Annotated in this window: 21 protein-coding genes; 9 read left to right on the top strand and 12 right to left on the bottom strand. The window is 40.0% G+C overall.

The annotated features are described in order from the left end of the window. Window positions 1-164 precede the first annotated feature (164 nt). From P3L44_RS03685 to P3L44_RS03675, 3 genes are all read right to left on the bottom strand, one after another. Window positions 165-1,949, bottom strand: coding sequence for a SmdB family multidrug efflux ABC transporter permease/ATP-binding protein (locus P3L44_RS03685; protein WP_004905423.1), 1,785 nt, complete (start codon window positions 1,947-1,949; stop codon window positions 165-167). Continuing rightward, window positions 1,946-3,691, bottom strand: coding sequence for a SmdA family multidrug ABC transporter permease/ATP-binding protein (locus tag P3L44_RS03680; RefSeq protein WP_272661663.1), 1,746 nt, complete (start codon window positions 3,689-3,691; stop codon window positions 1,946-1,948). Before P3L44_RS03680 ends, P3L44_RS03685 begins: the two co-directional genes overlap by 4 nt. Before the next feature lie 75 nt (window positions 3,692-3,766). Then, window positions 3,767-4,228 (bottom strand): Lrp/AsnC family transcriptional regulator, encoded by a 462-nt coding sequence (locus P3L44_RS03675; protein ID WP_004905429.1) that lies wholly within the window; start codon window positions 4,226-4,228, stop codon window positions 3,767-3,769. Between the two features lie 277 nt (window positions 4,229-4,505). On the opposite strand from P3L44_RS03675, the gene queC reads away from it, so the two are divergent. Then, the gene (gene queC / locus P3L44_RS03670; RefSeq protein WP_272661664.1) at window positions 4,506-5,195 is read left to right on the top strand and encodes a 7-cyano-7-deazaguanine synthase QueC; all 690 of its coding nucleotides are present in this window, start codon (window positions 4,506-4,508) and stop codon (window positions 5,193-5,195) included. Between the two features lie 61 nt (window positions 5,196-5,256). Here the strand turns inward: queC and P3L44_RS03665 are convergent, their stop codons facing one another. The 9 genes from P3L44_RS03665 to bolA form a co-directional block, all read right to left on the bottom strand. Then, window positions 5,257-5,685, bottom strand: coding sequence for an acyl-CoA thioesterase (locus P3L44_RS03665; protein ID WP_036958551.1), 429 nt, complete (start codon window positions 5,683-5,685; stop codon window positions 5,257-5,259). 176 nt (window positions 5,686-5,861) lie between these two features. Next, complete coding sequence (locus tag P3L44_RS03660) at window positions 5,862-6,233, bottom strand: ComEA family DNA-binding protein (RefSeq protein WP_036958552.1); 372 nt, start codon at window positions 6,231-6,233, stop codon at window positions 5,862-5,864. 144 nt (window positions 6,234-6,377) lie between these two features. After that, window positions 6,378-8,249: a peptidylprolyl isomerase gene (gene ppiD / locus P3L44_RS03655; protein WP_136134841.1), complete on the bottom strand. Its 1,872-nt coding sequence runs from the start codon at window positions 8,247-8,249 to the stop codon at window positions 6,378-6,380. Between the two features lie 175 nt (window positions 8,250-8,424). Next, window positions 8,425-8,700, bottom strand: a complete 276-nt coding sequence (hupB, locus tag P3L44_RS03650; RefSeq protein ID WP_004914513.1) for a nucleoid-associated protein HU-beta — start codon at window positions 8,698-8,700, stop codon at window positions 8,425-8,427. 226 nt (window positions 8,701-8,926) lie between these two features. After that, window positions 8,927-11,365 (bottom strand): endopeptidase La, encoded by a 2,439-nt coding sequence (gene lon, locus P3L44_RS03645; RefSeq protein ID WP_004905440.1) that lies wholly within the window; start codon window positions 11,363-11,365, stop codon window positions 8,927-8,929. Window positions 11,366-11,571: 206 nt separating this feature from the next. Next, the gene (gene clpX / locus P3L44_RS03640; protein ID WP_094962144.1) at window positions 11,572-12,849 is read right to left on the bottom strand and encodes an ATP-dependent protease ATP-binding subunit ClpX; all 1,278 of its coding nucleotides are present in this window, start codon (window positions 12,847-12,849) and stop codon (window positions 11,572-11,574) included. Window positions 12,850-12,963: 114 nt separating this feature from the next. Continuing rightward, the gene (gene clpP, locus P3L44_RS03635) at window positions 12,964-13,584 is read right to left on the bottom strand and encodes an ATP-dependent Clp endopeptidase proteolytic subunit ClpP (RefSeq protein WP_004905443.1); all 621 of its coding nucleotides are present in this window, start codon (window positions 13,582-13,584) and stop codon (window positions 12,964-12,966) included. Between the two features lie 539 nt (window positions 13,585-14,123). After that, on the bottom strand, window positions 14,124-15,428 hold the full coding sequence (tig, locus tag P3L44_RS03630; RefSeq protein WP_004905445.1) for a trigger factor: 1,305 nt from the start codon (window positions 15,426-15,428) through the stop codon (window positions 14,124-14,126). Window positions 15,429-15,780: 352 nt separating this feature from the next. Further along, on the bottom strand, window positions 15,781-16,119 hold the full coding sequence (bolA, locus tag P3L44_RS03625) for a transcriptional regulator BolA (RefSeq protein WP_140172113.1): 339 nt from the start codon (window positions 16,117-16,119) through the stop codon (window positions 15,781-15,783). Window positions 16,120-16,376: 257 nt separating this feature from the next. Between bolA and P3L44_RS03620 the strand changes: the two genes are divergently transcribed. The 8 genes from P3L44_RS03620 (at window position 16,377) to cyoE (ending at window position 24,874) form a co-directional block, all read left to right on the top strand. Then, entirely contained in the window at window positions 16,377-16,958 is a 582-nt protein-coding gene (locus P3L44_RS03620) for a YajG family lipoprotein (protein WP_094962142.1), read from the top strand. A gap of 130 nt (window positions 16,959-17,088) precedes the next feature. Next, window positions 17,089-18,591, top strand: a complete 1,503-nt coding sequence (ampG, locus tag P3L44_RS03615) for a muropeptide MFS transporter AmpG (protein WP_272661665.1) — start codon at window positions 17,089-17,091, stop codon at window positions 18,589-18,591. 280 nt (window positions 18,592-18,871) lie between these two features. Beyond that, the gene (locus P3L44_RS03610; protein ID WP_125891979.1) at window positions 18,872-19,642 is read left to right on the top strand and encodes an outer membrane protein OmpK; all 771 of its coding nucleotides are present in this window, start codon (window positions 18,872-18,874) and stop codon (window positions 19,640-19,642) included. 427 nt (window positions 19,643-20,069) lie between these two features. Then, window positions 20,070-21,041 carry a cytochrome o ubiquinol oxidase subunit II gene (gene cyoA / locus P3L44_RS03605; RefSeq protein WP_140172112.1) on the top strand — a complete coding sequence of 324 codons (972 nt, stop codon included), beginning with the start codon at window positions 20,070-20,072 and terminating at the stop codon, window positions 21,039-21,041. 4 nt (window positions 21,042-21,045) lie between these two features. After that, window positions 21,046-23,037: a cytochrome o ubiquinol oxidase subunit I gene (gene cyoB / locus P3L44_RS03600; RefSeq protein WP_036958554.1), complete on the top strand. Its 1,992-nt coding sequence runs from the start codon at window positions 21,046-21,048 to the stop codon at window positions 23,035-23,037. After that, complete coding sequence (locus tag P3L44_RS03595) at window positions 23,027-23,641, top strand: cytochrome o ubiquinol oxidase subunit III (RefSeq protein ID WP_004905456.1); 615 nt, start codon at window positions 23,027-23,029, stop codon at window positions 23,639-23,641. Before cyoB ends, P3L44_RS03595 begins: the two co-directional genes overlap by 11 nt. After that, window positions 23,642-23,974, top strand: a complete 333-nt coding sequence (locus tag P3L44_RS03590) for a cytochrome o ubiquinol oxidase subunit IV (RefSeq protein WP_004905459.1) — start codon at window positions 23,642-23,644, stop codon at window positions 23,972-23,974. A 12-nt stretch (window positions 23,975-23,986) separates the two neighbouring features. Next, on the top strand, window positions 23,987-24,874 hold the full coding sequence (gene cyoE / locus P3L44_RS03585) for a heme o synthase (protein WP_004905461.1): 888 nt from the start codon (window positions 23,987-23,989) through the stop codon (window positions 24,872-24,874). The last annotated feature ends 116 nt before the right edge of the window (window positions 24,875-24,990 follow it).

The following is a 24,990-nucleotide window of genomic DNA, read 5'->3' as shown; positions in this document are numbered from 1 at the left end:
CTATAAGTCATATGAATAAGCTGCTTAATACTTCGGACAGCACTGACTTTATAGCAAACCGTGTGCCAAAATATATTTATCCATAAAATTCAATAGGAAAGAACAAAATAAAAAGCCACTCGAATGAGTGGCTTTAAGGTATGCATTATAAGAGTGCAGAATAATTAACTAGGTATAGCCTCAATTTCAGCATCACTATGGGCATTTAATGATTCTCCAACTTGCTGCAACTGGTACATTTGATAATAACGTCCTTTTTGTTGCAAAAGCTGTAAATGTTTACCTTGCTCAACAATTGCACCACGATGTAACACAACGACTTGGTCAGCGTCGACAATTGTCGATAAACGGTGGGCGATCACAACTAACGTAGTATGTTGGCGAATCACTCGTAACGCTTTTTGTATCGCTTGCTCTGTCCCTGAGTCAATATTCGCAGTTGCTTCATCCAAAATTAAAATTTTGGGTGTCACCACAAGGACTCGGGCCATCGCTAATAACTGTCTTTGCCCTACAGACAAGGTATTTCCCTGTTCACCAAGCACGGTATCTAGCCCATCAGGTAAACCACGAACCAACCCAGCAAGCTGAACAGTTTCAAGAACTTCCCAAACTTTGTCTTGGCTAATCTCACGTCCTAATGCGACGTTGTCAAAAAAAGAAGCAGCGAGGACAACAGGGTCTTGTTGTACCATTGCAATACCATTACGTAATACTTGGTGGGATAGTGAACTCAAATTACGTCCATCTAATAAAATATCTCCCTCCTGCCACGGGTAATACCCCATAATTAAATTTGCTATGGTACTTTTACCGCTGCCTGTATGGCCGACTAATGCAACGAAGTTATTATCAGGCACTTGTAAATTAATATCTTTAAGTACCATTTTGTTATCACGGTAAGCGAAAGATAAATGGTTAATTGAGATTGAACCTCCTTGTAATGGCTCAATACTTTCACCATAACCTTGCTGCGGACTATCCATTAATTCAAATACACGCTCACCAGAAACAACAGCTTGCTGAAGCATTGATTGCTGAGAAGTTAACTCAATAAGCGGCTCATTCAAGCGACCTAAATAGTTAATAAATGCATATAAGACACCAACACCAATGGTAGTCGTTCCTTCGAACCCAAATAGCAATAGCAAGCCACACAATACTGAAGCTGAAAGTAAACTTAGTAATGGCCTTAATAGTAAGCCATCAAGTTTTAATGCTTTCATTCTTGCAAAATAATGGTCTTGGCTAATACTTTGCATTTTTTCGCCAAACCTAGCCTGTTGGATAAATTGCTGAATAACTGTCATTCCATTAATGACTTCGTTAAAACCGTTATTAATATCTGCAAGATAAGATCTCACACGGCGCACAATGGGCGTACTTAAACGCTGATAAACAAGCATTACCACAAATACTGCAGGAAAAATCATCACTGCAATTGATGCCATACGCCATTCCAATGAAAACATAGCAACTAACATGGCACAAATCAGGGCTAAACTACGAAATACTGTCGGCACAACCATCACAAATAGATCTTTAATAACTTCAGTATCATTTGTAACTCGTGAAATTAATTGGCCAACAGGTTGCTTATCGAATGCACTTAGGGGCTGTCGAAGGGCTGCATTCATCACATCTGTACGTAATGTTTGCACTACCCCCACAGAGGCTTTATTAAATAAAATAATTTGATAGTAATGTAATAACGCTGCAATAACTTGGAGCAATATAAAACCAACGGCCATATATAAAGCAAGTGGCATGATGATTTGTTTTTTCGCTATCATGTTATCAATAAAATAGCTGATTAGCAGAGGCCCACTAACTTCTGCAATAGCGGCTAACCATAGCATTGCAATGGCAATACCCATGGTTCCTCGGTATGCTTTTCCATAACCAAGCAAACGCTTGAGTGCTGGCCATAGCGGTTTCTTTTGGCTCATAGCTCACCATCCAGAGCAGCTTCAATCTGTTGATACTGATACATATCTTTATACCAACCCGATTGCTCAATAAGCGCTTCATGTTTACCTCGACTAACAATAGCACCTTGAGATAACACAATAATATTGTCTGCCTCTACCAATGCAGATAGACGATGGGCGCTAATTATCATAGTCCTACCCTGCCGCCAATGGCTTAAATTTTGTAAAATTGTAAACTCGGTCTGCCCATCAACAGCAGAAAGTGCATCATCTAACACCAAGATTTCTGCATTTTGCAAGATAGCCCTTGCAATAGAAATTCGTTGTTTCTGCCCGCCAGATAACATGACACCGCGCTCACCAACCTGAGTAGAATAGCCTTCAGGTAAACGTAAAATATCATCATGTACACAAGCTATACGCGCAGCCTGTTCAATTTCATCTTGAGTGGCATTAGGCCGCCCAAGCGCGATATTGTCAGCAACTGTATCTGAAAATAAAAATGGGGACTGATTTACGATAGATAACCGAGCACGCCATTCATCTAAACGGATTTCGGGTAGTGATAAGCCTTGATAGCAAATCGCCCCTTCCGTCACATCAAATTGACGCTGTAATAACATCAACAACGTTGATTTTCCAGACCCCGTCGGCCCACAAAGCCCCAAAAATTGTCCAGGTTTTAAATCAAACTTAATATCATGTAATGCTATTCGCTTAGTTTCTGGATAACTAAAGTTGATAATATTCACATTCAAGTTTCCCTTTTCAGGCTGTAATGAATGCGAACCATCCTGAATGACTAGCGGTTCATTGAGTAAACTTAGAATACGGCTATAAGCCGCACTACCTCGTTCAACGATATTAAACATCCATGCGAGCGCTAACATCGGCCAAATCATTAACCCTAGATACATCACAAAGCTCGTTAATTCGCCTAGCGTCAGTGTGTCGTTTAATACCATCCAGCTTCCCCCAGCAATAGCGAGTAAGTTGGCCATACCAATCGCCATAAAAATAGTGGGGTCAAAACGAGCATCAACTTTAGCAACATGCATATTGCGACGCCCTGCCTCGGTAGCTACCTGTTCAAATTGATTTGATTGATGATCTTCGAGGCCAAAAGCTTTAATCATGCGAATACTTGTTAAACTTTCTTGTGCATGATTATTTAAAGACGAAAATGCCCCTTGGGCATGCTTGAAACGCTGATGAAGCTGATCCCCATAACGTTTAATGACTAATGCCATAATTGGCATTGGAATAAGTGCAAGTAAAGTAAGCTGCCAACTAATTTCAACGCTCATCATGATGAGCACCGCACACCCCATCACCAATGAGTCAACTAATGTTAAAACACCTTCACCAGCTGCGAACACGACTCGGTCAACATCATTCGTTGTACGTGCAATTAGGTCTCCCGTTCGATACTTATGGTAAAACGCTTGATTCTGCAGACTTAATTGCCGATAAAACTTTTGTCGTAGCTGTACAGCTAACTTATAAGAAGCACCAAATAACCATAAACGCCAAATATACCGCAACCCATACACAACCAATGCAATCAACAGCATGATTAAAACATAAGTGATTAATTGCTTTGTCGGCATTGCCCCTTTACTAATTCCATCAACAACAACACCAACAATGCGTGGAGGAACTAATTGTAAAATAGCAATGATAATTAAAAAGCAAACAGCGCCGAGATAGCGCCGCCATTCACTCAAAAAATACCAACCTAGTTGTGAAAATAATCGCACGTAATACTGCCTTGAATATATTGATTTATTGATGCCTAAGAATGAGAGACCGTAATTATCTAAGCTATTACGAGGTTAGTCAGGGATAGGCAATACTGTCGTATATTTGATTTTTTCCATTGCAAAGCTTGAAGTTACATCTATTAGACCATGAACGCCATTGACTAGCTTTTTATAAAATAAGTCATATGATTTCATATCATGCACTTCGACTTGCATAAGATAATCATACTCACCAGCCATGCGATAAAACATCAGCACCTCAGGAAGTTGACTAACAAAAGAAACAAATTGCTCATACCACTCACTATTATGATGCTGTGTTTTAATTGTCACAATTACCGTTAAACCTAAACCTAGCTTCTCACCATCGAGTAAGGTCACTCGCCCTCGAATATAGCCTTCATCTTCAAGCCTTTTTAATCTTTTCCAGCACGGAGTAGATGTTAAATTAACAGCTTCAGCAAGGGTATTTAAGGATAGGCTACTGTCATTTTGCAATAAACAAAGCAGTTTTTTGTCTATTTTATCTAACATAATTACTCTCTTGGCTTGGGTGTAAGTGCTTTTATCGTTATTTTATTAGCTGTATAACTATATTATGCAAAATTGAATAATTAAAAAACAATAAAAATGTTACCAAATACCATGATTATAGAATATTTTTATACAGATAACCAAATCAGCATATAAATAGTCCTTCAATCAAACTAATTTGATAAAAATAGAACTATGAATTACATCCCAGTATCGCTAACATGCTTTACTCTCTTTCCATCACATTTTGATAATGATATATCACCAAGGAGTACCTATGAAACGCGCAGTTGTGGTTTTTAGCGGAGGCCAAGACTCAACAACCTGTCTTATTCAAGCTTTGCAAAACTATGATGAAGTTCATTGTGTTACTTTTGATTACGGCCAGAGCCACCGTTTTGAAATCGAAGTCGCACAGAAATTGAGCGTATCTTTAGGTGCTACAGCACATAAAGTGTTAGATGTCACATTACTCAATGAATTGGCAATCAGCAGCTTAACTCGAGATAACATCCCAGTTCCTGATTTTTCAGAAAGCGAGTCCAGTACTTTACCCAGCACTTTTGTTCCAGGGCGCAACATTTTATTCCTCACATTAGCAGCAATTTATGCTTACCAAGTAAAAGCAGAAGCGGTGATAACCGGTGTTTGTGAAACTGATTTTTCAGGTTACCCAGATTGCCGAGATGAATTTGTCAAAGCCCTCAATCATGCTGTAGACCTCGGTCTTGCCAAAAATATTCGCTTTGAAACCCCATTAATGTGGTTAAATAAAGCCCAAACATGGGCTCTTGCCGACAGTTATGGCCACCTTGAAACCATCAGGCAGCAAACACTGACTTGTTATAATGGTATTCAAGGTGATGGTTGCGGTGAATGTGCTGCCTGCCATTTAAGGAGCAAGGGCTTAAATGAATATTTAAATGATAAAGAAGCCATCATGCTCTCATTAAAGCAAAAGCCATAATGAATTAGTCAAACACACAGCCTATCATTAGCTTATTCGTAATATTCAAGCTAATGGTAGGCTAGTTTTGAATAAAGTCTTCAGAACCTACTTTGAATGACTCTAGTTTCTCACGCAATTGTTCATCAATAACAATCGCTTTATTCTCTATGTTATCGATAAATACAAATGTCACATAAGCATCAGAAACTACCTCTTGAGCCCCTGCTTTATTGCGAATTATTTGTTGATAACAGACTGCGCTTTTAGTACCGATTTTATCCATTCGAGTCACTACTGTCAGCTCATCACCAAGCAAGACGCCTTGGATATAATTTACATTAATATTCACCGCAGCCATTGTTAAATTGTTTTTTATCGCCCAACTAATGAAATTACGCTTATTCATCCATTCCCAGCGGTCCGCTTCGTAGAATTCTAAGTAACGTGCATTATTAACATGTTGAAAAATATCTATATGATAACCATGAACTTTAATGTGTGTTGTCATAACTACTCCGACCAGTTTATTTTTTAATAACATAAAAATAACAAATGTACGGAAAATGTGCTGAATGATTATCAATAATAAGACTTAGCTCGCAAATTATTTATAAAAAGCTTAGTTTTCTGCTTAATTATTAACCTTTAATATATTACCCCCATACTCTGTATGGGGGATTTTAGTTACAAAGTTAACTTATCTTTATTCTTTTCTAAAAATGCAGGACCTATCCCCTGAACTTCTAAAATATTTTCAATGGAATTAAAAGCACCATATTTTTGCCTATATTCAACGATTGCTTTCGCTTTTTGCCTACCTATACCAGTAAGTTTTTCTGCAAGTTCTTCTTCACCCGCTAAGTTGATATTCACTTTGTCAGACTGGCCATGGCTCGTTGATGGTGAGTTATTACTTACTTGTTTTTCTTGAATGACAGCCTCTGTGGCTTTTTCTCGCTCAATTTTCTTAGCCAAAGAAAAAGAAGAGAATGAGCATAATAAAGAAAGGAGCAGAACAATACCTAATCTGCATTTATTGACTGAATTCCATAACATATTTGTTCTCCTGTGTATGTTGAGACACAACGATGCCATAGAAAAATACGGAACACTTTTCAATAATACTGAAAATACGAAAGGCCACCCAAAGGTGGCCTTCTATTCATGAAGTTACAATTTTACTTGCGAAGCTGCTCGCAATTACTCAATATTCAGCACTTCAATTTTTGCATTCTCACGCAAATTAAGCATCAGAGCTTCATTGACCGCAGAACTCATAGCACCTTGGTATTCACGAGTCAGTTGCTTTAACTCATCATCCGTCGGTTGGCCTAGCGTAACTTTATCTAGTTGAATAAGCACATAGTTATCGGACTCATCACGCGCAAGTGCATAACTTGGTTTACCATCAGCAGGTTGCGGCATTTCCATCGTTGCATTAATAACCGCTGTTTGTGGCATTAAACGAGAAACAGTTTGAGTATCGGAAAATTTAACCCCCGCCGCATTTAGAGCTTCTGTTCCTTTACCCGCATTTAACTCAGCAAGAAGTTTATCACTCGTAGCTTTCAACTCTGCATCCGCTTTTTGGCGCTTAACCAGAGTTTCAATTTCGGACTTAACCTTATCAAAAGGTTCAACGCTTTCAGGTTTGTACTCTGTTACACGCACAACAAATGCACGGTCCCCTTCAACGTTAATAACATCTGAGTTGATCCCTTTAGAACCATTTTTATCCACTAAACGGTCGCTAAATACTTCACTGACCACTTTAGGGAAATTAAGTGCGGCAGGTGGATTTGTTCTATCAAACCAATCCGTTGTCACAGCTTTCAAACCAGATACAGATTCAACCGAAACTAATGATTCCATATCACTCGTGGCAGCCTCACTAACCTTCTGCTGTAAGTCATAGAATTGTTTAATGTTTTTATCTTGAAGTAAGCTAGTTTTAATACTTTCTTCAACTTGCTCAAACGGTTTAATAGATTCAGGTTTAATATCATCTAAGCGAAAGATAACATAACTATTTTGTGATTTAACAGGTGCCGAAAGTTGCCCTTTTTCTGTTAATTTTGCGTCCACAATTTCGCTTGGCGTTGATGCCGCTTCCATCCAACCAATCAAGCCTTTTTGCCCTGCACTGAATTTATCCGTTGATTTTTCAGTTGCCAGTGTTGCAAAGTCCGCACCTTGTTTTAATTCATTCAGAATATCATTTGCTTCTTTTTCTGAAGCTACCTGAATCATGCTGTACTGTTTTTGCTCTGCCTGAGTATAATTTTTCAGGTTTTGATCATAATACGCTTTTACTTCCTCAGCTGACACTGTCGCTGGCGGCATTGATGCAGCATCCATTTCAACATAGCTTACTTGTACTTTCTCAGGTGAGATAAAGCTATTTTGGTTGGCATCATAGTAGGCTTTTAATTCTTCTTCAGAAGCTGTTTGTTTTGCTTGAACCTCTGCTAAATCTAAGATTGCAGTACGAATTTCACGTTCTTGCATAAATAATTCAGCATATGCTTTAACTTCTGATGGTAAAGCGAAATCCGTTCCAGTAAAGGTTTTTCCTAACTGAGCTCGTGTAAGGTCTTGGCGAATTTGAGCCGCAAGGCTATCCGCGTTAATGTTGTTACGACTTAAGATCTCACGATATTTTTCGCTATCAAACCGGCCATCTGTCTGGAAAACAGGCATTGAGAAAATATATTGCTCAATTTGCTGGTCACTTGCTGAGAGCTGTAATTCATTAGCATACTGATTAATCAGTTCATTGTTAATCAAGTTATCAAGAGCTTGACGACGCAGTAAATTCATACTTTCTTCATTACTAGCGACTTCTGAGAATTTATCCCCTAGGTACTCTTGTAATGATTGGCGTTCTTGTTGAAAAGCCTGCTGTAGCTGTTCACGGCTTATTGATTGCCCGTTAACTTCAGCTGCATTATTTGCACTGTTGCCACCGAGGCCCCCCATCATAACGCCACCCAACACGAATGAAAGGATAATCAGCGCCAGTATTATTTTGAGCAAAGGACTATTCGCCTTTGTGCGTAAATTTTCCATCATAAAAAGGCTTAACTCCGCTTTGTTGAATTCAATTTCCTGATAATACGCTAATCTTAACTCAGAAAGAAAAAAAAGCGCACCATTTCAATGGTGCGCTTATATATTAGCTGATTAAAGACATTCCGTCAGTTTGAGTTTTCGCAAAATTACGAGAAAGACAAACTTAAATACCTAATTAGCTATTTACAGCGTCTTTAAGACCCTTGCCTGGACGGAAAGCAGGAACTTTCGCCGCAGCGATTTTAATTTCTTTACCCGTTTGAGGGTTACGGCCTGTACGTGCTGCACGCTCACGAACAGAGAAAGTCCCAAAGCCAACTAGAGCAACATCATCCCCTTTACTCAGAGAACCTGTTACAGTAGCAACGAACGCGTCAACAACACGACCTGCTGCAGCTTTAGAAATATTCGCATCAGAAGCGATTTGATCAATCAGTTGAGCTTTATTCACTCTTATCATCCCCATATTAGTTGGACTATAAATCTCTTAATTAACTATAGCAGTTATTAGTATAGTTAATTAATGATGCAGCCGTTATATCAATCCTGATTACCAATGGCAAGAGAACAGATTGCATACAAACAATTATCAGAATCATCGTTAAATTAGCGATGAAAAAAAAGACTGACAAGCCCTAAATTAGCTGTCAGTCTTAATTTTATACAAACTTCTTGATTCAGCTCACTCTTTTAGCTTTCTTTTTAACTACTTCTGCCCCAAAAGGAGGGTTAACTAAAGCTAAAGAAAGAACTTCTTCAATTGTTTTCACCGGATGAATTTCGAGATCCGCGATCACATTTTGAGGAATTTCCTCTAAATCACGTTCGTTTTCTTTAGGGATTAATACGGTTTTAATCCCTCCGCGGTGTGCAGCCAATAATTTTTCTTTCAGGCCGCCTATCGGGAAAACTAAACCTCTTAAAGTAATTTCACCTGTCATTGCTACGTCAGCTCTAACTGGGTTACCCGTTAAGCAAGAGACTAAAGCGGTTGACATCGCAATCCCCGCACTCGGGCCATCTTTTGGTGTAGCGCCTTCTGGTACGTGAACATGAATATCACGTTTTTCATAGAAATCACTATTTATACCCAGTTTTTCTGCTCGAGCTCTAACAACCGTTAATGCCGTTTGGATAGACTCCTGCATGACTTCACCTAAAGAACCGGTATAAGTTAGTTTGCCTTTGCCTGGCACACATGCAGTTTCAATAGTCAGTAAGTCACCACCAACTTCAGTCCAAGCAAGGCCTGTAACTTGCCCAACACGGTTTTCTGTGTCTGCTTGGCCATAATCAAAACGGCGAACACCCAGATAATCTTTCAGGTTATCAGCGTTGATTTCAATGTGCTTAAGCTTTTTGTCCATGAGCAGCGCTTTAACCGCTTTACGACACAATTTAGAGATTTCACGCTCTAAACCACGAACTCCAGCTTCACGAGTGTAATAACGAATAATGCTCATTAAAGCACTATCATCGATAGTTAACTCATTCTTTTTCAATGCGTTACGTTCAATCTGCTTAGACAGCAAATGTTTTTTCGCAATATTCAGTTTTTCATCTTCTGTATAGCCAGAAAGACGGATGACTTCCATACGATCTAACAATGGTGCTGGAATATTCATCGAGTTGGATGTTGCAACAAACATCACATCAGACAAATCGTAATCCACTTCCAAGTAGTGATCGTTAAAGGCAATATTTTGTTCTGGATCAAGCACCTCTAATAATGCAGAGGCTGGGTCACCACGCATATCAGATGACATTTTATCAATTTCATCCAATAAAAATAGTGGGTTTTTGACCCCTACTTTTGCCATCTTTTGAATCAGCTTACCTGGCATTGAACCGATATAGGTACGACGGTGACCGCGAATTTCAGCTTCATCACGCACCCCACCTAATGCCATACGAGTGTATTGACGGCCAGTAGCCTTAGCAATAGATTGCCCCAAAGAGGTTTTACCCACGCCCGGAGGCCCAACCAGACAAAGGATTGGCCCTTTAATTTTACTGACGCGGCTTTGCACTGCCAAATACTCTAAAATACGGTCTTTCACACGCTCTAAACCGTAGTGATCGGTATCTAACACTTCTTGAGCTTTAACTAAGTCTTTTTTGACTTTACTACGTTTATGCCATGGTACCTGCACCATCCAATCAATATAGCTACGGACAACAGTAGCTTCTGCTGACATTGGCGACATCATTTTCAGCTTCTGCAATTCTGCTTCTGCTTTCTCTTGTGCCTCTTTTGGCATTTTCGCTTCTTCGATTTTACGTTTTAGCGATTCATATTCGTCTGGCGCATCGTCCATTTCACCCAGCTCTTTCTGAATGGCTTTCATTTGCTCATTCAGATAATACTCACGCTGGCTTTTTTCCATCTGTTTTTTAACACGATTGCGGATGCGTTTTTCCACTTGCAGCAGCTCAGTTTCTGACTCCATCATGGCCATCAAAAACTCTACACGCTCTGCGATATTTGCCATTTCTAAAACGCGTTGTTTATCCGCTAATTTTAGTGGCATGTGAGAGGCAATGGTATCTGCCAGTTTGTCTAGCTGATCTTGTTCAATCGCATGTAACGCGGTTAATACTTCAGGTGGAATCTTTTTATTCAGTTTTATATAACTTTCGAACTGACTAACGATAGTGCGGTACAACACTTCGTTTTCTTTTTCATCAAGTGCGTCTGATGATTGAGAACCCGCTGTCGCTTCATCATACGCTGCGTGTTCAGATTCATTATTTTGCTCTGCAGCTAAATATTCTGCTTGCGCTAAGAAATATTCGCCATTATCTGTCAAACTGGTAATACGTGCGCGTCGTAGACCTTCAACGAGGACTTTAACGGTGCCATCAGGCAGTTTTAGCATCTGAATAACGGATGCGACTGTACCGACAGCAAATAAATCATTCACCCCTGGCTCATCAGTCGAGGCTTCTTTTTGCGCAACCAGCATTACCTGCTTGTCATGATCCATCGCTGCTTCCAGACTGTGAATGGATTTTTCACGTCCAACAAACAGTGGGATCACCATATGTGGGTATACCACTACATCACGCAGAGGCAATACTGGTATTTCAATGCGTTCGGAACGCTCAGGATTCATAAAGCTCTCTCTTCGTTTAGCTCACGCTAGTTTAAGGGTTTCTATCTCTTGTTTTAAAATTACTTTCTAGAACAAGGAAACCACACCTCAGAATATAAACTATATGGGGACAAGATTTTAGCATTCAATGGCTAGTTGAACATAAAAAACAAAATGAGGGAAACCCCTCATTTCGTTTGATTAACTATTGAACGTTTTATATGGGATTAGTTATCGCCAGAAGCTTGAGCATCAGGTTTGCTATATATCAATAGCGGTTCTGATTGTTCGTTAATGACGTTTTCATCAACGACAACTTTTTCAACATCACTCATTGAAGGAAGGTCATACATCGTATTTAACAATGCAGCTTCAACAATAGAGCGTAAACCACGAGCTCCGGTTTTACGTGCCATAGCTTTCTTAGCTATTGCTTTTAGTGCTTCTTCACGGAATTCGAGTTCAGTATTTTCAAGGCTAAATAAGGCTTGATATTGTTTAGTTAAAGCGTTTTTAGGCTCTTGCAGAATCTGAATTAATGCTTCTTCACTTAATTCAGTTAATGTTGCAACAACAGGTAAACGGCCAATAAATTCAGGAATTAAACCAAATTTAATTAAATCTTCTGGCTCTGCCTGAGTTAATAACTCACCTTCCGTTGCTTTATCTGATTCACCTTTCACTTCGGCAGCAAAACCGATACCTGAACGGGTATTTAAACGCTGGCCAATTACTTTGTCGAGCCCTGCAAATGCCCCACCACATATAAAGAGGATCTTTGAAGTATCAACCTGCAAGAACTCTTGCTGAGGGTGTTTACGTCCCCCTTGTGGCGGTACTGCTGCAACCGTTCCCTCGATTAGTTTCAGAAGGGCTTGTTGCACACCTTCACCAGAAACGTCACGGGTAATTGATGGGTTATCTGACTTACGTGAAATTTTATCAATTTCATCAATATATACGATACCACGTTGAGCTTTTTCAACATCGTAATCGCACTTTTGTAGTAATTTTTGAATAATATTTTCAACGTCTTCACCGACATAACCAGCTTCAGTTAATGTCGTTGCATCAGCCATTGTAAATGGTACATCCAAATAACGCGCTAAAGTTTCAGCTAAAAGCGTTTTACCACTACCGGTTGGGCCAATTAGCAAAATATTACTTTTGCCTAATTCAACGCCATCACTGGTTTTATCACCATTACGCAAGCGCTTGTAATGGTTATATACCGCAACCGCTAAGACTTTCTTCGCTTTTTCTTGGCCGATGACATAGTCGTCAAGATGCTGTCGGATTTCATGTGGCGTAGGCAGCTCACTACGCTCGCGATGCGGCGTAAGTTCTTTTATTTCTTCACGGATGATATCGAGACATAAATCTACGCATTCATCACAAATATAGACTGACGGACCGGCAATCAGCTTACGAACTTCATGCTGACTTTTTCCGCAGAAAGAGCAGTAAAGCAGTTTTCCTGTCCCCTCTTTGCGTTTATCTGTCATCAGTTGACCTCACTTTTATCCATATTGTTTTGTTTTCATTCAATTAAAAAACAAAACAACGATTTTCTTTAAAATAGTTTATGGTATGAACTAATTATACCAAAAGTTAACCCATTAACGGCTACTATAAATTTGGTCGACTAAACCATACTCTTTTGCTTCATTTGCAGATAAGAAGCGGTCACGCTCTGTGTCTCGAGTAATTTCTTCAATGGATTTACCAGTATGTAGAGCCATTAGCTCGTTCATTCGAGATTTCACTTTAAGAATTTCTTGAGCATGAATTTCGATATCTGACGCTTGACCTTGATAACCCCCTAATGGTTGGTGGATCATCACGCGTGAATTTGGTAAGCAGAAACGTTTACCTTTGGTACCCGCCGTCAATAAAAAAGCCCCCATGGAACAAGCTTGTCCCATACAAATAGTACTTACATCAGGCTTGATAAACTGCATCGTATCGTAAATTGACATTCCTGCGGTAATAACGCCACCCGGTGAATTAATATACAAATGAATATCTTTTTCAGGGTTTTCTGCTTCAAGGAATAACATCTGAGCGACGATTAAATTCGCCATATGGTCTTCCACTTGACCGGTCAGGAAGATAATACGTTCTTTTAATAGACGTGAGTAAATATCATACGAGCGCTCACCACGAGAAGTTTGCTCTATGACCATAGGCACAAGGGCCATTTGAGATGCTAATTGTTCCTGACTGCCAAAATGTGACATCGAAATCTCCTATTAAAAACGTTCCGGTGCTTGCGCCTAATTTGCTGTCTGCCTGCTATTTTGAGCAGAGATCATGCCACAAACAACGGTTTTAAAAAATTCCTGTGTCTGCAGGCTCTTTCAATTCTCTTATTTTCTAGTTTAGCTAATATTTAACCAAATAACTGGCGAAATAAGAAGAAAATGCAGCTAAGTATGCTGCAGTAAACAAGACGCTCTGTAAAAGAGTTTAACACAAGTCTATTGGGTTACACGGAATTATACCATTAGAAAACCATACTTGATTTTCAAAAATGACGAAATAACTCGATTAGTTAATATCACTATTTTCTACAATATTAAGCTATTCAAAATAGTTCAAATTGCAATTAAAGCCCCACTTAGACTACTTGAAGTATAGATAATATAATTAGGGTTTAAATGTGTTTTTCAAGGGTATCCTAATTAAATTCGCTAAAGTGATAATTTAAAGGCTTTAATTGACAAAAAACCCGTAGTATTACACCACGGGTTTCATTATTTTGTACAGCAAGAAAGAATTAACCTGCTTGAACTTGGTTCATCAGTTCAGTGAAGTTAGTTTCTTTTTCTGTCACTTTAGCAACAGCCAATACAGTTTCAACAGCTTGTTCTTCTAAAGCTAAGTTACGAACGCTATTCATCAGCTCTTCGTTTTTGCTGTAGTATTCGATAACTTCAGCTGGATCTTCATACGCAGAAGCCATTTCCTCGATCAGCGCTTTAACGCGATCTTCGTCAGCTTTCAGTTCGTTTTTGTTGATCACTTCGCCTAACAGCAGACCGATCACTACGCGACGTTTTGCTTGTTCTTCAAACAGTTCACGAGGTAATTCCATCGCTTGTTTTTCGTCGCCACCAAAACGCTGTGCCGCTTGACGACGCAGAACATCAATTTCACCATCAACAACTGCTGCTGGAACTTCGATGTCGTTAGCTTTGATTAAGCCATCAAGAACTTGTGCTTTAACACGGTTACGCACGGCATTTTTCAGCTCACGCTCCATGTTTTTACGTACTTCTGCACGCAGGCCATCTAAAGAACCATCAGCGATACCAAAACGCTTGATGAATTCTTCAGTGAATTCAGGCAGTTCACGTTGTTCTACTTTCTTCAGAACAATAGCAAATTTCGCCGCTTTACCTTTCAGGTTTTCAGCATGGTAGTCTTCTGGGAAGTTAACTTCGATATCGAATTCTTCACCCGCTTTATGACCAACAACACCTTCTTCGAAGCCTGGGATCATACGACCTTCGCCCATAACGAGTGCGAAATCTTCTGCTTTTCCGCCTTCGAATTCTTCACCATCGATAGAACCGGTAAAGTTGATAGTGATGCGAGAGTCAGCTTCTGCTGCCGCTTCAACTTCTTTCCACTGCGCTTGTTGCTTACGCAGAGTTTCTAACATGTTTTCCAGATCTTCATCTTTTACAGATACAGCTGGTTTTTCAACTTCAATCGTTTCTAAACCTGTTAATTCGATTTCTGGGTAAACTTCGAATTCAACTGAATAAACAAAATCTTTACCGTCTTCGAGTTGCTCAGGTTTGTAGCTAGGCGCACCCGCTGGATTGATTTTTTGTTCAATAATTGCGTTGATGAAGTTACGTTGCATTACATCGCCCAGAACGTCTTGCATAACAGACGCGCCGTAACGCTGTTTAACGATGTTCATTGGTACTTTCCCTTTACGGAAACCATCAACACGTACTTTTTTAGCAACACTAACTAATTCGCTATTAACTGCTTTTTCAATATCAGTGGCAGGAACGGTGATTGTTACACGACGCCCAAGGCCTTGAGTCGTTTCAACAGAAACTTGCATCTTCTTACCTCAAAATAAATCTTAGTGATCGGTCTACTCCAGAGTTATGCCATTAAATCATAACGGCTGTCTCCCTTCCAGAACCGGGGGCGTTACTTTCGTAACGGTCAATCCCTGATATCAGAAGCGTCCCGAAACCTTACTGAAAATTAGACGCAGCATTATACCGATGCATGCGCCCTGAGTCGAGAAAAGCTGAGAAAAGAAGCGTTTTTTCCTCATTATTTGTGACTTTTCTGACTAAATTTTTTGTTTTTTCACCTAAAGTGAAGAAAAAACATTCACCAAGCTCATCATTGAGCATGGCTGATTATGTAAAGCATAGTTTCAGTGTATTAACTGAAACAAAAAATTACCGATTAACACCGCCGACACCACGACAAGCAGGTGATTTTAACGCAGTGTCAGCAAGCTCATTCCACTCTTGTTGCGTATATGTATGCAAAGCAAGGGCATGGATCCCTCCCGATAATTCGCTGGCTAAAATAGCATAAATTTCGCGGTGGCGGGCAAGCATTCGTTTATTTTCAAATTTATCACTCACTAAAATAACTTTGAAATGGCTTTCAGAGCCCGGTAACACATTGTGTTGGTGGCTTTCATTAATTACCTCCAAATGTGTCGGTTCGAAAGCAGCTTGTAATTTTTGGCTCACAAGAGGTTGCATACTTTGAGCTGCATTAGCGACCATAAAATGCTCCTTAATTAAAAATTATGCTCAGAGGCAATTATCTTTTATTGTACGTGTTGATTATTGCTATCTTCTTATTATAGAAATATCCGATAATAACTTGCCAATGTTATGATAGCGGCACATTGATGCGAATTTTTTCAAAAATTGTTGTCTAACAGTTTAGGATAAATAAGCCGCTAAGCTTTATATTGAACGACGGCTACCCGCACCATAACGAAACATTTTCAATTAGGAAAGATGAACTGGAAAAAATTATGTTAAGAAAACTGTGTTTTCCACTTTTAGGGTTATTTCTTCTTGCGGGCTGTGCAACCAGCAGCAATACATTATCACTTGAGCCTAAGATAGCTTTACCTACAAAAAACCCCACACTGAATGCAACTTCAATCAGTGTTAGCAGTGTAGACAATCGTACGAATAAATCCTTAGCGGAAGTCAACCGCAATGGCAGTTTAGTCGTACTGAACCCTTCACGCGATCCTCGTTATCTGATGCAAGAAGCCGTCGAAAAACAAATGGCTGCACGTGGCTTTATGGTGACATCACCGGCAAATGTGAATCTAGTCGTTCAATTGAATAAACTCGATACCAAAGTCAGTGAAGGCAGCTTGCGCCATAATATTACCGTAAACTCCAGTGTGAGTATTATTGCAACAGCCCCAAATGGTTCGACAAAAACACGTTCATTTACCCGCAATTTTAATACACAAGAGTTATTAGCAGCCAATAATGACAAGATAGCAACAGCTATCAATAGCGCACTCACTGATTTAATTGCAGATATGGCAACAGACCAGGAAATCACCGATTTTATCAGACAAAATTCACGCTATTAACTGAGCAATCATTATCATTAAGTATTAAGCTACCTAAGCTCTCACTGATTGAGTTTGGGTAGCATAGCGCAGCCAATACCTCTGCAGCGCAATGTATTGTAGCAATATCACACTGGCTTAGAGGGAAATAATGCCTCGTTTTACTCTACCAAATAACATCACTTTAATCCTTTTAGGCTTTGTTTCTGGTCTACCTTTAGCTTTAACTGCAGGTACATTACAAGCTTGGCTAACTGTTGAAAATGTCGATATTAAAACTATTGGTTTCTTTTCATTAGTCGGACAGGCTTATGTGTTGAAATTTCTTTGGTCCCCAATGATGGACCGCTATACTCCGCCCTTTCTTGGTCGTCGAAGAGGATGGCTATTAACCACGCAAATTCTGTTGATTATCAGCATTGTCGCTATGGGCTTTATGAACCCCTCAGAGCATTTGTGGTACCTTGCTGCGCTAGCGGTTACTGTTGCATTTTGTTCAGCCTCACAAGACATTGTTTTTGATGCCTATAAAACTGATTTACTCAGTGCTGAAGAACGCGGAATTGGTGCGGCAACCTCCGTTATGGGGTACCGGATCAGCATGCTCGTTTCTGGTGGGCTTGCACTTTGGCTAGCGGATAAGTTTTTAACGTGGAAACAACTTTATTTAGTTATGGCAGGGTTGATGATTATCGGTGTTATCGCAACATTGCTCGCAAAAGAACCTGAAGAGAGCGGTGCTGCACCAACCTCGCTAAAAAAAGCGATTTACGAGCCACTTGCTGAATTTTTTAGCCGGAACAATGCATGGCTAATCTTACTTCTATTAGTTTTTTACAAACTCGGTGACGCCTTTGTCATGGCGCTCAACACCAACTTTCTATTAAATGCGCTTGGCTTTAGTTTAAGTGAAGTAGGCACCGTCAATAAAACTGTAGGTATGGCAGCAACTATAGTTGGGGCATTACTTGGTGGTTACCTAATGAAAAATATGAGCTTATTTAAAGCTCTATTTATTTTTGGGCTTCTACAAGGCGGCTCTAATATCGGATATTGGTTCTTAGCGATAACCCCACCTAATATCTTAACCATGGGGTCGATTATATTTCTAGAAAATATCTTCTCTGGAATGGGAACTGCTGCGTTTGTCGCCCTCTTAATGACATTATGTAATAAGTCGTTATCTGCAACACAGTTTGCACTTCTTTCTGCTCTTTCTGCTGTTGGCCGTGTTTACATTGGCCCAGTCGCGAGTATTTTTGTCAGTAACTATGGCTGGCCACTTTTCTACCTTATTTCAATCGCGGTTGCTGTTCCTGGCGTTTTGCTTTTATTAGCTTGCCGAACATCCTTAATTTACACACAAACAACAGGGCTATTTCAACGACGTCAATTGTACACTAGAGGCTATCGTATTGCCGTATATGCACTTATTACTGCCGTAAGCTGCCTTGCTATTTGGCTACTCTCATTACTTGTATTTTCATTTAGTGATATGAGAATTTATTTATTTACGACACAAATTGAATTTTGGCTGAGCTTGCCTCATTACCAAAACCTCATCTTTAATACAGGTATTAGCATTGGTGCTATCAGTTTAGTTATTGGTGGTAGTTTGGATTTCCTCGCCGTTCGTAAAACAGTACAACAATAACCCTTTCTATACATTAACACATTAACTTATTCACCTCGAAATTCCCTAAGTAAAGTTTATTTATTTAGGGAATTTGATCTTTACTACAAATCAGTTCCAAATAACAAAACAAACTAAAATCATCAAAAAATCGTGATTAAGATCACTTTGTTCGTGTAAAATATTTCTTAATTGCAATTTTCAAGCCTAATATATCACAAGTTACAAATAGGTTAATTAAAGTGTTAACAACTAGCAAACTGCTAAACCTCATCAATTATTAAGCGAAGATAATCTATCTATGAAAAAAATCATTTACATTACCGCCTTAATCTCTCTAGCAGGTACAGCATACTCTGACGATATTATTGGCTATAAAAATGGCTTTGCTGATGTCAATATAAACTATTTAGATTGGTCACATCGCACTGAAACCAAAACAGAAAAAACGACACGTAAAAAAGATTTTGCCTATATTGAACTTGAAGGTGGGGCCAATTTTAATTGGGGTGAGTTATATGGTTTTTTTGATCTCGAAAATCCATTCCACAGCCAACATACCGATTCAGGGCGGAATAAACGTTATACAATTAAAACAACAGGCCGCTTTTACTTAGGTGACACTGGTTTTAACTTATATGGACACGTTTATGGTACTTGGTCATTACCGGGAGCCAAGTATGGTGGTAATTTCCACGATGTGAACACCTTATATGGTATTGGTTATAACACTGCATTCGGTGACTTATGGTTTAAGCCTTTTATTGCTCTTAATTACACCGATCAGACATTCTATTCCGGTAATAATGGATATGTCGCAGGTTGGGTAGCCGGTTATAATTTCAGCGCATTCGAAGAAAATTTCATGATAACAAACTGGCATGAAATGGAGTTTGCTAGGAACAAACGCTATAACGGCGGTAAGAGTAATGGCATAAATGGCGCTCTTGCTTTTTGGTGGAATGCTACAAATCATGTTTCTGCAGGGGTACAATACCGCTATGCAGATAATAAATTAGGGGATACCTTCTATCAGGATGCAATCATTTATACATTAAAGTACACATTTTAATTCGATATAGAAAACTGGATCAAAATTTAACAAATTTCTTTTTTCTATCAGTAAAATAAAATTTTTTTTTATCATTTGGCCGATAAAGCAACTAAAATAGCTTTATCGGCACTAAAAACTGTAATTTCCCTTAGCATATTGCTAATCATTTATATCAGTTTCCCTCTTTTTTTATTTCTTTTGTATATATTTTTCTTTGAAAAATTACCAAGATAATTTAGTATTAATAGAGTTTTATCAACACATACTTATAATTCGTATCAATTTTAACTTTTTGTTTATAAGTTCATTACATGTGATCATATTAACATAAAGAGCTAACAATTCAGTTTCTTTGCCTTACAATCATTTACACTCGCATAACCTTACCGTAAAATGCCCGCACTGATGAAACGACAATTAGAATCTTTGTCATTTGGGGTCGTGGATGAGACTTATGAACTACAAAAAAAGCATCGGAGCAATCTCACTCGTTGTAGCTGCCTTACTACTAGGTGGTTGCGATATGGTGTTGATGGATCCAAAAGGCGCCGTTGGCGTTAAACAAAAAGAGCTAATTCTTATTGCAATTGGCTTAATGCTACTTGTTGTTATTCCTGTTATTTTCATGACGATTATCTTCGCAAGAAAATACCGTGAATCCAACACGTCAGCAACCTACCGTCCTAATTGGGCTCACTCAAATAAAATTGAGTTAGTCTGCTGGACCGTTCCTATCATCATTATCATTATTCTAGGTGCTATCACTTGGAAGACGACACATGAGCTGGACCCGTATCAGCCATTAGTGAGTGATCAGGAACCTGTCACTATTGAAGTTATTTCTGCTGACTGGAAATGGATATTTATTTATCCAGAGCAAGGCATTGCAACAGTTAATGAAATCGCATTCCCTACAGGTGTGCCAGTTAACTTCAAAATCACGTCAGATTCGGTGATGAACTCATTCTTCATTCCATCTTTAGGTGGCCAAATCTACGCGATGGCAGGTATGCAAACTAAACTTCATTTAATCGCTAATGAACCAGGTACCTACAAAGGCTTCTCAGCAAGCTACAGTGGCCACGGTTTCTCTGACATGAAGTTCAATGCTATTGCAACTCCAGACCGTCAAGGTTTTGATGAGTGGGTACAAAAGGTAAAAGCTTCTCCTAAAACAATGGATACCATGCAGGCATTCGACGAAGTCGCTAAGCCAAGCATGAACGTTCCTGTTACCTACTTCTCTAGCGTGAAGCCTAAACTTTATGAAGATATCGTTCTGAAGTTTGGTCATGAGCACCATAAAGGTCACGCTCCTGTAGAAAATCAAAGTCATTCAATGACTAACCATAACGATGCTACAGGCAATTCAATGCAAATGAGCCATAGTGCTCATGCTGCTGGCGCTGAGGAATAAGGGCATGTTCGGAAAATTAACACTAGATGCAATTCCGCTCCATGAGCCGATTATCGTTGTCACCCTGATTGCTATTGTCCTAGGTGGACTTGGCTTAGTAGGTGTGATTTCTTACTTTGGTAAATGGAAGTGGTTGTGGAAAGAATGGTTAACCTCTGTTGACCATAAGAAAATTGGTGTCATGTACATCATTGTCGCAATGGTTATGTTATTCCGTGGCTTCGCGGATGCTATCATGATGCGTGGGCAGCAAGTTCTTGCTTCTGCTGGCCAAGAGGGTTTCTTGAATCCTCATCACTATGACCAAATCTTCACCGCACACGGCGTTATCATGATTTTCTTCATGGCAACTCCATTCGTTGTCGGTCTGATGAACTTAGTTGTGCCTCTGCAAATTGGTGCACGTGATGTTGCGTTCCCATTCCTTAACTCATTGAGCTTCTGGTTCTTTGTTGTTGGTGTTGTGTTAATCAACATCTCTCTAGGGGTAGGTGAATTCGCACAAACTGGTTGGTTGGCTTATCCGCCATTATCCGGCTTGGAGTACAACCCTGGGGTCGGGGTCGATTACTGGCTCTGGAGTCTCCAGATATCCGGTATTGGTACACTATTAACAGGGGTTAACTTTATCGCGACTATTATCCGTATGCGTACGCCGGGTATGTCGATGATGAAAATGCCTGTATTCAGCTGGGCTGCGTTATGTACTAACGTATTGATTGTTGCTGCTTTCCCTATCTTAACTGTTACATTAACGCTTCTGACGTTAGACCGTTATTTAGGCACCCATTTCTTCACTAATGATATGGGCGGCAACATGATGATGTACATCAACCTGATTTGGGCATGGGGTCACCCTGAGGTGTATATCCTTGTTCTGCCAGTGTTCGGTGTATTCTCTGAAGTTGCAGCAACCTTCTCGAAAAAACGTTTATTCGGTTATACCTCATTAGTTTGGGCGACAATCGTTATTACCGTTATGTCCTTCATCGTTTGGTTGCACCACTTCTTTACGATGGGTTCAGGAGCTAACGTTAACGCCTTCTTCGGTATCGCCACAATGATTATCGCAATCCCTACAGGGGTTAAGATCTTCAACTGGTTGTTTACCATGTACCAAGGCCGTATCGAGTTTAAATCACCTATGCTGTGGACTATCGGTTTCATCATCACCTTCTCTGTTGGTGGTATGACTGGTGTTCTGCTTGCTGTTCCAGGTGCAAACTTCGTTCTGCATAACAGTCTATTTCTGATTGCTCACTTCCATAACGTTATCATTGGTGGTGTTGTATTCGGGTGCTTCGCGGGTATGACTTACTGGTTCCCGAAAGCATATGGCTTCACGCTAAATGAGAAATGGGGTGTTCGTGCCTTCTGGTTCTGGATCATCGGTTTCTTCTTAGCCTTTATGCCACTGTACATTCTTGGCTTTATGGGTATGACCCGTCGTTTAAGTCAGAATATTGACCCGACTTACCACACAATGTTAGTTGTTGCTGCAGGCGGTGCTGCGTTAATCGCAATCGGTATTGCATGCCAAGTTATCCAAATCATTGTGAGTATCCGTGACCGTCATGAAAACCGTGATTTAACCGGTGACCCATGGGGTGGACGTACACTTGAGTGGGCGACATCTTCTCCACCACCTTTCTATAACTTTGCGATTGAACCACACGTTCAAACCCGCGATGCATGGTGGGATCTGAAAGAGAAAGGCCTTGCTCATAAGAAACCAACTTCATATGAAGAAATTCATATGCCGAAAAACACAGGCGCAGGCGTTATTATCGCTGCATTTAGCCTAGTTTTAGGTTTCGCAATGATCTGGCACATCTGGTGGCTCGCAATCATTGGTTTCGGTGGAATGATCGTAACTTGGATTGCAAAAAGCTTCGACGAAGATGTTGATTACTACGTACCTGTGGCTGAAATCGAAGAAATCGAGAATAAGCACTTTGAAGAATTGCGTAAGGCAGGTGTGAACGATGTCAACTAATACAATGACTAACCAAAATATCGCCCATGCTGAGCATGGGCACCACGATGCAGGTGGAACAAAAGTATTCGGTTTCTGGCTCTATATCATGAGCGACTTGATTCTGTTTGCTTGTTTGTTTGCGACCTATGTTGTTTTGGCCGATGGAACTGCTGGCGGACCTGCTGGTAAAGATATCTTCAGTCTGAAGTTCGTATTAGGCGAAACCTTCTTACTGTTAGTGAGTAGTATCACTTACGGCTTCGCAATGATAGCGATGCACAAAGGTAAGATAGCTGCTGTTAACTTATGGCTGTTTGCAACGTTCCTGTTAGGTCTTGGCTTCGTCATCATGGAAATCTATGAGTTCCATGAATTGATTGCAGAAGGCTTTGGTCCTGACCGTAGCGGTTTCTTATCTGGCTTCTTCGCACTCGTTGCGACTCACGGTCTACACGTAACTGCGGGCCTGATCTGGATTATTATCATGATGATCCAAGTCACTCGCCGTGGCCTGACTGATGTCAACAAAACACGTTTAAACTGCCTAAGTTTGTTCTGGCACTTCTTAGACGTTGTGTGGATTTGTGTATTTACCGTTGTTTATCTTCTGGGGGCTATTTAAATGAGTCATGCAAAAGATGCTCACACTGGAGCAAGCCACGGTAGCGTTAAAACATACCTGATTGGCTTTATCCTATCAGTTATCCTGACAGTGATCCCTTTCTGGATGGTGATGGAAGGTACAGCGTCAACTTCAGCAATCCTTTGGACTGTTGTAGGCATGGCGGTTGTGCAAATTCTAGTTCATTTGGTTTGTTTCTTACATATGAATACATCATCAGATGAGCGTTGGAATTTAGTTGCCTTCCTGTTCACCATGCTGATTGTTGGCATTGTGGTCATTGGCTCACTGTGGATTATGTACAACCTGAACATCAATATGATGCTCGATTAAAGAGTTGCCGATATGTTTAAGCAATACCTGCAAGTGACCAAACCAGGAATTATATTCGGAAACTTGATTTCTGTGATCGGTGGTTTTTTATTGGCTTCAAAAGGGTCAATTGATTACCCACTGTTCGTTGCGACTTTGCTGGGTGTATCACTGGTCGTGGCTTCTGGTTGTGTTTTTAACAACTACATCGACCGTGATATCGACCGTATCATGGAAAGAACGAAGAATCGCCCTTTAGTTAAAGGGTTGATTGATCCGAAAGTTAGCCTGATTTACGCTGCTGCATTAGGTATTGCTGGTATGGTGCTGCTACTTGTAGCAGCCAATGCTCTGGCAATGCTGCTTGCAGTTATCGGTTTCATTGTTTATGTAGGTATTTATAGCCTATATATGAAACGTAAATCCGTTTATGGCACACTGATTGGCAGTCTTTCAGGCGCGGCACCACCAGTTATCGGTTACTGCGCTGTTACGAATGAATTCGATATGGGTGCACTTATCCTATTATTGATATTCAGTTTGTGGCAAATGCCTCATTCTTATGCCATTGCTATCTTCCGCTTTAAGGATTACAAAGCCGCAAACATTCCTGTGTTACCGGTTATTAAAGGAATTTCCGTCGCGAAAACGCACATCTTCCTGTATATCCTAGCGTTTATGGTCGCAACATTAATGTTAGCTATCAGTGGATACGCGGGCTATAAGTACCTCATCGTAGGTGCAGCAGTCAGCTTATGGTGGCTAGGTATGGCAATTTCGGGCTTCAAAACCGAAAATGACGACCGGGTCTGGGCAAGAAAACTGTTCATTTTCTCAATCGTAGCGATTACTTCATTGAGCGTAATGATGTCAGTTGACCCTATCGTTTCAAGCGATACTGTTATAGCTCTCGTCAGATAACTTATCTGTTTACTGATGATAACGATGTCTAAACGGCGGGCCTTCCCCGCCGTTTTTATTTGTCCCTAACTGCTTTTACAACTCACTTTTACTTATTCTGCCTATCCTTATGAATC

The organism is Providencia sp. PROV175, assembly GCF_032707045.1.
Taxonomy (GTDB): Bacteria; Pseudomonadota; Gammaproteobacteria; order Enterobacterales; family Enterobacteriaceae; genus Providencia; species Providencia hangzhouensis.
This window is presented reverse-complemented; position numbering and strand designations above follow the sequence as displayed.